Consider the following 7,868-nt stretch of genomic DNA (forward strand, 5'->3'; position numbering starts at 1 on the left):
GTCCTCCGCGCCCGCACCGTTGGCGAGGATCAGGGGCTCGATGAAGACCTGCATGGTGGCGACGATCTGGAGCATCGCCAGGAGCGCGAGGATGAACGCCCAGAGCGCGCCGGCAGTCAGCCCGGTCCAGGCGGTGTGACCGGCAGGCGCCGTCAAACCCCGGATGAAGAGCGTCTGCTCCACCGCGCCGATGTTGCCCTGGGAACTCAGCAGCGCGCTGAAGGCGTAGCCCATCGTCTCCAGCGCGGCGAACCCCATACCGGCGGCGATGCCGATGATCAGCCCGTCGGAGGGCACCCGGCGACGACGCTGGGCCACCACCGTGAACAGCAGCACCACCGGGACGATCAGCTTCGCCGACTCCTCGATCAACGCGACGAACAGCATCGGCAGGGTGCCGAGGCCGCGCAGGGTGTCGTACTCCAGGGTGCCCGCGACCACAGTGCCGATCACACCGCCGAAGAACGCCGACGTCACCAACACCGAAGCCGGCACCTGCCAGCGCCCGGTCCGGGCCTGCGCGAACGTCAGGAACGTCAACGGCACCAACGTCGCCCCGAGCAGGATCAACGCCGGTACGAAGTTCGGATTCTTGGTGCTGACCAAGGTCCGCAGCACCGCCAGATAAAGGATCAGCCCGATGACGAGCACCCCGACCCACGCCCACCGGCGCCAACGATCAGCCATACCGCGCAGTCTGGCGGACCAAGGTTACGAAGACCAGCTCCGCCCCCGAGATCCTGACGACTCCCCAGCGGCGGCGAAGTCCGCTGTTCAGGGGCGGCGATCCACGCGAGTGATGGTTACTATCTCCGCCCATGCGCCGCGGAGCACCCTTACTGTCACTCGTCGTCCTGCTGGCCCTTCCCGCCTGCACCTCGACACCCGAGGAACCCCGGGACGTGGCGTTGACCGTCTTCCTCGACAACGACGTGACGGTGGCGCAGAAGGGCAGCGTGGAGCAGCAGCTCCGGTCGATGCCCAGCGTCAGGGAGGTGTCCCTCGAAACCCGCGAGCAGGCGTACGAACGCCAGAAGGCGGAGCTGAAGGATCAGCCAGACCTGCTGGCGGCCCTCAAGCCGGAGTACATGCCGGAGCTTCTCCACGCCACCGTCACCGATGCGTCGGTCGCCGAGGCGGTCGAACTGGTGGTGGCCGAGGCCGACGGCGTGGAGGATGTGGCGCTCAGGATCGCGGACGTCGACCCTCGGCCGTCGCGGATCGGCGTCATCGTCCGGCTCAAGTCGTCGGTGACCGCCGAACAACGAGCCGCCGTGGAGAAGGCCGTCCGGGCACTCCCAACGGCGAAGTCGATCGAATTCGAGGACCGCGAGGCCGCGTACGAACGCCTGCGAGAGCTGTGCCAGGGCAAGGGCGACCTGTCCTCGCAGCTCCAACCGCAGATGACGCACGAGTCGTGGCGGTTCGAGATGCCCCTGAACGGACAAGGATCTGGAGTGGGTGAGCTGATGAGGCTCGACGGCGTCGACGGCATACCCCTGGCGCCTCTGGCGATGCTGTAGCGCCTGCGGAGAGAGCGGCTCTTCCTCCGCACCGTCGGCCGCCCATCCCCGGGAGACCCGTGCGTAGGCTCACGGCTGTGCGCCCGTTGCTGATCGCCGAGACAGTGTTGACGCCGTCGTCCATTGTCGAGTGTTCGACCGGCGCCGGGTTGCTGGTGTGGAACGATCGCTCGCTGCGCGTGTTGGATGCGGACCTGACCGTCGCGCTGGCGTGGGAGCCCTCCGACGAGGACCCGATCCTGGCCGTCGGCGTGGCTCCGGACCGGTCGCGGTTCGCGCTCGTGGGACCACGACAGGTGCAGGTCCGCGACGCCGACGGCCGCGTCCGGTGGGCGGTCGAGCACGGCAGGGCCTTGTCGACAGGTTGGCCCCGGCCGAGCTGCCACCTGGCCGGGGACGACCTTCTCTGGCTGTTTCTGCCCGACGGTGCCGGCGACCAACTCGTCGTGTTGGACGCGTCCGGCGGCGGCGCGGAGGTCGACCGGCGCCTGCTTCAGACCGTTGAAGGCTCTGCCACATTCGTCCTGGACGCCAACCGACAGCACGTCGGGCTGCACATCGCGGTGGGACCGGAGACCTGCCTCAGTTACCGCTGGACGACGGGTGATCAGCAGCTGGTCGCCGGGCAGACCATGAACGGCTGCCTGGCCGACATGAACGCCAGCGGGAGCTTCTACCTCTCCATGCCGCATGGCAGCGGCTGGATCGCGATACGCGATGGCGCCGACGACAGTGCCCGCGTAGAGCGCCGCTACGACGACATCCCCGAGTTCGGCGACTCCGACGACTACCGGATGTACGAGGCCGCAGCGGTCGTATCCGACGACTGGGTGATGGTCGGCGTCGCCACCGACCAGGGCGACGCCGAGCAGCATCTCCTCCTCTCGACCCGCACGCTGCGCCCGCAGACCGTCATGGACTACGACATCGACATGCCCCAGAACTCGATCCGGTCCGCCGGTGGGCAGGGCCACTGGTTGACGTACGACGCCTGCCTCGGGGTGCTCCGCCTCTGGCAACTCCGGGAGCCACACACGGACGAGGTCGAGGGCCAGCTCGCGCTGCTGTAGAGCTGTGGATCAGGGGCTGCCCGGTTGCGGTCGGCGATCCCACAGCACCAGGCCGGTGAGCAGCATCGCGACGCCCAGACCGACCATCGCCAACCCCACCGCCGTGTGCGCGCTCCCGCTCAGGTGACCGGCCACGATCCACCCGCTGTCGATTCCGAACGCCAGCGGCATCAGCCCCTGCGGGATCACCGGGATCCACCCGACCGTCAGCAACCCCAGCGCCCACGCTGTCGACGTGTTCTCCCGATACCACTGCACGTCCCAGGTCAGCGGGAGCGCCGCCTCCGGGGGCCGGCTCCGCTGACCTGCCGCGGCGAGCACCGTCGTGCCGCGCTGGGCGAGCCGCTCGTCGGCCAGCCACAAGCCACCCCACCAGGTCGCCACGCCGGACAGCAGCCCGACCACCGGTAGCAGCGGTGCCGCCTGCGGCGGACCCCAGATCATCAGGGCGAGCACCGGCGCGGCGGCGAGCAGCCCGGCAGCGGTGGCGACCAGCACGCTGACGATGTCGGTCGGGTTGTCAGCCGCAGTGGGGTGCCGCGGGTCGGCCACCGGGCGTACGCGCAGCAACGACACCCACACCGGCACCGACGCGCCCGCGCCGAGCAGGGCCGGCAGGGTGGAGAGCGCGGCCAGCGGGTCGACGTCGGGGGCGAGGATGATGCCGACGACGGTGAGCAGCACGCCGATCGGAGTGACCAGCACCAGCCAGGCCAGGGCACGTCCCCGGACCTCAGCCCGTTCACCGCCCGGTGTGGTGAACGGCAGCCACAACGCGGTGCCGTCCAGCCCGACCAGCCCGGCCGACATCGCCGCCGCGCCGAGCACGGCGAGCGTTCCGGCCCACGGCAACAGCAGGTCCACGTCCGACAGCAGCGGCAGACCGGCGAGCAACGCCCCGTACACCACAGCGAAAGCCAGATACTGCAACCGCAACGGGTGCCGCATCCAGGACCGCAACTCACGTCCGACGACCGCCCGCGTCGCGGCCGGCACCCACCCCGGCCACTCCCGCTCCGCCGTGGCCGGTGACGCCGCCGTGGTCCGGCGCGGCCGGAACGGCACGCCGGTGGCGATCACCCTTCGGACGAGCATGATGTACGCGGCGGCGCAGAGCCCCACGATGCCCATCAGGGCCGCCATCAGGCGCACCCCTTGCCCGGTTGGCCCGGTCACGGCGGTGACCGGCCAGCCGCTCGGCACGTACCCCGTGACCCGGACCACGTCCTGCGGCGCTGCCACGAGCAGTACCGACACCCACGGGAAGACGGCCCAGAGCGACCCGGCGACACCCATCGCCGTACCGGTGAGGACGCCGGTGAGCAGCGCCCCGGCCGGACCACCGGCGTGGCCGACGACCTCCAGCGCGATGGCCGAGCCGATCAGCCCGAGCAGCCAGAGCAGCACCGCGCCGAAGGCGGTGACGAGGACCGCGACGGTGCCGTACCGGGCGGCGTGCACCGGCAGCGCGGCGAGTGCCACCAGCGAGACGGCCGGGCCGACCCCGATCGCCGACGCGGCGAGCAGGCCGATCGCGGCCGGGACACCGCCGATCGGCTCCAACCGCAGGTGGGCCGGGCGGACCCGGCCACGCCCGCCGCCGAGCAGCAGCGGCAGGACGATCCAGCCGAGAACCCACGCCCCGGCGAGCAGGCCGAGAGTGTGCTGGTCACCGTGGAGGGCGTACCGGATCAACCAGGCGGCGGCGAGCAGACCGACCAGGCCGGCCACCGTGGGACCAGGGTGTTCGCGCAGTGAGCGACGGAACATCGTCGCGCGCATCCGGGCCGGAACCGTGATCGTGCCGAGGGTGCCGCCCCGCCCTCCGGAGACGGTGGACTGCGCGCTCATCGTGCCCCGGTCAGCCAGTCCAGACCGGCGCTGCCGGAGGCTTCGGCGCCGACCAACTCGACGAACCGGTCCTCCAGGCTGCTGCCGGCGGCGACCTCGGCGACCGACCCGGCGGCGACCACCCGGCCCTGATGGATCACGGTGAGCTCGTCGCACATCTGCTCGACGAGCAGCATCGAGTGGGTGGACAGCACGCAGGTGCCGCCACCGGCCACGAACCGGCGCAGCACCCGGCGAATGGTGGCCGCGGAGACCGGGTCGACCGCCTCGAACGGTTCGTCGAGCACGAGCAGTCGCGGCGCGTGCAGCAGCGCCTGGGCGAGGCCGAGCTTCTTGCGGGTGCCGGTGGAGCAGTCGGCCAACGGGGTGCCGGCGCCCTTGACCAGGCCGAGCACATCGATCAGTTCGGCCGCCCGCTCGGCGGCCTCCGCCCGGGGCAGCCCTCGCAGCCCGGCGCTGTAGCGCAGCAGTTCGACGCCGGTGAGGCGCTCCGGGAAGTCGAGGCCGTCGGGCAGCACTCCGGTCAGCGCGCGGGTCAGGCCGCGCTCGCGCAGCGCGTCGTGGCCGAGGATCCGGATCTCCCCGGAGTCCGGGGTGACCAGGCCGACGGCCATTCCGATGGTGGTGGACTTGCCGGCGCCGTTGGGCCCGACGATGCCGTGGAAGGTGCCGGAACGCACGGTCAGATCGATGCCGTCCACCGCGCGATGCGCCGCGAAGGTCTTGACCAGGCCACGGATCTCGAGTGCCGGGGGGATCACGCGCCGAGCATAGGTGACCTTCGACGATCGTGTCGTCCGCTGATCAACAGTGCACAGTGGGCGTTGCGGGTCAGGCGATGTGCACCAGCCGGAAGCGTTCGGTCACCACCAGGGTGTCGTCATCCACTGTGAAGTCGGGATCGCCCAACTCGGCGCGTACCTCGGCGCTGTGCCAGAACGTCTCGTGTCCCGCACGCCACTGCGCCACCGACTCGTCGCCCTCCCCCTCGGCCAGGGCGTGTGGCAGGTCGACGTCGGCGAGCCGGACCACCCGTACGTCGGTCAGCTCGATGGCCGCGACCCGGCGGCCGGCGGAGTTCACCACGGCCGACAGTTGACCCACCTCGGGCAGTGGCTCGTTCGCGCACTCGTACCCGATCAGCAGGCCCGTCGTCGAGGTCTTGGCCCCGGACAGGATCGCGCCCACGAGCTTGTCCCGCAGTGGCCCCGGAAACGCGAACTCGGCAAGCGGAAGATCATCGAGGTCCATCCGCGGAGCGTACGCGACCCGACGCGCCGGGCCGGACCGTCGTCGACATGCTCGCGGCGACGTGGCACGGTCTGATCATGGCCACCTACGAAGTCGCCCTCGTGCTGCTCGTCGATCAATCGGGTGCGGTGTTGCTGCAGCACCGCGACGAGGATGCGGTCGTCTCGCCGGGTCAGTGGAGCCTGCCGGGTGGCCACGTCGAGCCCGGCGAGTCACCGGAGGAGGCGGCCCGCCGCGAGTTGATGGAGGAGACGGGCCTGACCGCGGGTGAGCTGCATCCGCTGTGGAGCGGTCCGCGTCCGTACGAAGCCGGCTTTCCCCACACCGTTACCGTCCACGTGTTCCGTGGCACCACCACGGCTCGACAGGAGGACGTCGTCCTCGGTGAGGGGCAGGCCATGGTGTTCGTCCCCCGGGACGAGGTGCTCGACCGCGAGTTGGCGGTCTCCGCCGCGCTGGTCCTGCGCCTGCCCTAGACAGGTCAGGTGTGGTGGATCGGGGTCGCCAGGTCGCTGAGCGGGCGTCCCGTGCCGCCCCAGGTCTGGGCCGTGATCTCGGCGGCGATCGCCACGGCCGTCTCCTCCGGTGTCCGCGCGCCCAGGTCCAGCCCGATCGGTGAGCGGAGTCGGGCCAGCGCGCTCTCCGGGACACCGGCCTCGCGCAACCGGCGTATCCGATCGTCGTGGGCACGTCGGCTGCCCATCGCGCCGATGTAACGGGCCGGCGTGGCCAAGGCGACCTGGAGCAGCGGCACGTCGAACTTGGGGTCGTGGGTCAGGACGCAGAGCACCGTGCGGTCGTCGACGGTCGTCGACTCCAGGTACGCGTGCGGCCAGCGGACGACGAGGTCGTCGACGTCCGGGAAGCGCGCACGGGTGGCGAACACCGGGCGGGCGTCGCAGACCGTCACGTGGTAGCCGAGGAACTTGCCGATCCGGGCCATCGCGGCGGCGAAGTCGATCGCGCCGAAGATGATCATCCGGGGTGGTGGCACGTACGACTGGACGAACACGGCCACCTCGTCGCCGCGCTGCTGCCCCTGCCGGCCCAGGTGGATCGTGCCGGTGACGCCGAGCGCGAGCATCCCGGTCGCCTGCCGGGCCGCCGCGTCGTCCAGATCGGGTGCGCCGAGGCTGCCCGCGACCCGATCCGGCCAGATCACCAGCTGGGCGTTCTCGACCGATGCGGTGGCGACCGGACGGCCGTCGCGGATCGCGGCGAGGACCTCGTCGAACTCGGCCATCGCCACGCTCGGTTGCACCAGGACCTGGATGGTGCCGCCGCAGGTCAGCCCGACGTCCAACGCGTCGTCGTCGCTGACGCCGAAGGTCTGGGTGCGCGCCGTGCCGGTCTGGATCGCGGCCCGGCAGAGTTCGTAGACGGCACCCTCGACGCAGCCGCCCGAGATGCTGCCCACCACGTCGCCGCTCGCCGAGACGGCCATCGCCGCGCCCGGTTGCCGGGGCGCGGACTGCCAGGTCCGCGCGACGGTCGCGACGGCGAACGCGACGTCCTCCGCACGCCAGCCGGTCAGCCCGTCGACGATGTCCCGCATGGCCGCACGATCCGCGAGCCCCGGCGGCACCGTCAACGGTGACCTAAGCAACTGCTTAGGTCACCGTTGACTTTGACCTCCGCCGGGCAGAGATTCTGCCGGACTACGGAGGTGCGACATGCAGGTGCCGGCACCGTTCGAGTACGAGCGAGCCACCAGTGTGGACCATGCGATCAGCCTGCTGGAGCGACTGGGCGGGACAGCCCGCCTGATCGCCGGTGGGCACAGCCTGTTGCCGATGATGAAGCTCCGGCTGGCCAACTTCGACTATCTGATCGACATCAACGACCTCCACGGCGAGTTGGGCTACGTCGAGGCGGGCCCCGACGAGGTCCGCATCGGTGCGCTGACCCGGCATCGGGAGCTCCTCGAATCCCCCGTGCTGGCGACGGCGTTCCCGATCTTCGCCGACGCCGAGCGGGTGATCGCCGACCCGGTGGTGCGCAACCGGGGCACGCTGGGCGGCTCGCTGTGCCAGGCCGACCCGTCCGAGGACCTGTCGGCGGTCTGCACGACGCTGGACGCGCGGTGCGTGATCCGTGTGTTGGCGGCCCGCGTGCTCGGCTCACCGAGCAACTCGCGCAACTCCTCGTGCGAGGTGATCTCCACCGTCACGTT

General features: G+C 70.9%; 9 protein-coding genes. 4 read left to right on the forward strand and 5 right to left on the reverse strand.

Annotated features, from left to right (window positions below):
- A partial coding sequence (locus tag ABZ749_RS24035) for a PrsW family glutamic-type intramembrane protease (protein ID WP_357231400.1) occupies positions 1-687 on the reverse strand: 687 nt, incomplete at its 3' end.
- A 131-nt stretch (positions 688-818) separates the two neighbouring features.
- Between ABZ749_RS24035 and ABZ749_RS24040 the strand changes: the two genes are divergently transcribed.
- Positions 819-1,523 (forward strand): permease-like cell division protein FtsX, encoded by a 705-nt coding sequence (locus ABZ749_RS24040; RefSeq protein ID WP_357231403.1) that lies wholly within the window; start codon positions 819-821, stop codon positions 1,521-1,523.
- Between the two features lie 77 nt (positions 1,524-1,600).
- Positions 1,601-2,593, forward strand: a complete 993-nt coding sequence (locus ABZ749_RS24045; RefSeq protein WP_357231406.1) for a hypothetical protein — start codon at positions 1,601-1,603, stop codon at positions 2,591-2,593.
- 9 nt (positions 2,594-2,602) lie between these two features.
- Here ABZ749_RS24045 and ABZ749_RS24050 read toward each other — a convergent pair whose 3' ends face one another.
- From ABZ749_RS24050 to ABZ749_RS24060, 3 genes are all read right to left on the reverse strand, one after another.
- Positions 2,603-4,444 carry a hypothetical protein gene (locus tag ABZ749_RS24050; RefSeq protein WP_357231409.1) on the reverse strand — a complete coding sequence of 614 codons (1,842 nt, stop codon included), beginning with the start codon at positions 4,442-4,444 and terminating at the stop codon, positions 2,603-2,605.
- Positions 4,441-5,205: an ABC transporter ATP-binding protein gene (locus ABZ749_RS24055; RefSeq protein WP_357231412.1), complete on the reverse strand. Its 765-nt coding sequence runs from the start codon at positions 5,203-5,205 to the stop codon at positions 4,441-4,443. The genes ABZ749_RS24050 and ABZ749_RS24055 overlap by 4 nt, the downstream gene beginning before the upstream one ends.
- Before the next feature lie 70 nt (positions 5,206-5,275).
- The gene (locus ABZ749_RS24060; RefSeq protein WP_357231415.1) at positions 5,276-5,695 is read right to left on the reverse strand and encodes an ASCH domain-containing protein; all 420 of its coding nucleotides are present in this window, start codon (positions 5,693-5,695) and stop codon (positions 5,276-5,278) included.
- 77 nt (positions 5,696-5,772) lie between these two features.
- Between ABZ749_RS24060 and ABZ749_RS24065 the strand changes: the two genes are divergently transcribed.
- Positions 5,773-6,171, forward strand: a complete 399-nt coding sequence (locus ABZ749_RS24065; RefSeq protein WP_357231417.1) for an NUDIX domain-containing protein — start codon at positions 5,773-5,775, stop codon at positions 6,169-6,171.
- Positions 6,172-6,176: 5 nt separating this feature from the next.
- Here ABZ749_RS24065 and ABZ749_RS24070 read toward each other — a convergent pair whose 3' ends face one another.
- The gene (locus tag ABZ749_RS24070) at positions 6,177-7,250 is read right to left on the reverse strand and encodes an XdhC/CoxI family protein (protein ID WP_357231420.1); all 1,074 of its coding nucleotides are present in this window, start codon (positions 7,248-7,250) and stop codon (positions 6,177-6,179) included.
- 118 nt (positions 7,251-7,368) lie between these two features.
- Here ABZ749_RS24070 and ABZ749_RS24075 point away from each other — a divergent pair.
- A partial coding sequence (locus ABZ749_RS24075) for an FAD binding domain-containing protein (protein WP_357231423.1) occupies positions 7,369-7,868 on the forward strand: 500 nt, incomplete at its 3' end.

The sequence above is a fragment of the Micromonospora sp. NPDC047753 genome (assembly GCF_040642735.1).
Classification (GTDB): Bacteria; Actinomycetota; Actinomycetes; order Mycobacteriales; family Micromonosporaceae; genus Micromonospora.

Excerpts from the sequence above, each read along its gene's own strand:
- ABZ749_RS24065 (WP_357231417.1), top strand. The coding sequence starts at position 5,773 with ATGGCCACCTACGAAGTCGCCCTCGTGCTGCTCGTCGATCAATCGGGT.
- ABZ749_RS24060 (WP_357231415.1), bottom strand. The coding sequence starts at position 5,695 with ATGGACCTCGATGATCTTCCGCTTGCCGAGTTCGCGTTTCCGGGGCCA.
- ABZ749_RS24070 (WP_357231420.1), bottom strand. The coding sequence starts at position 7,250 with ATGCGGGACATCGTCGACGGGCTGACCGGCTGGCGTGCGGAGGACGTC.
- ABZ749_RS24040 (WP_357231403.1), top strand. The coding sequence starts at position 819 with ATGCGCCGCGGAGCACCCTTACTGTCACTCGTCGTCCTGCTGGCCCTT.
- ABZ749_RS24050 (WP_357231409.1), bottom strand. The coding sequence starts at position 4,444 with ATGAGCGCGCAGTCCACCGTCTCCGGAGGGCGGGGCGGCACCCTCGGC.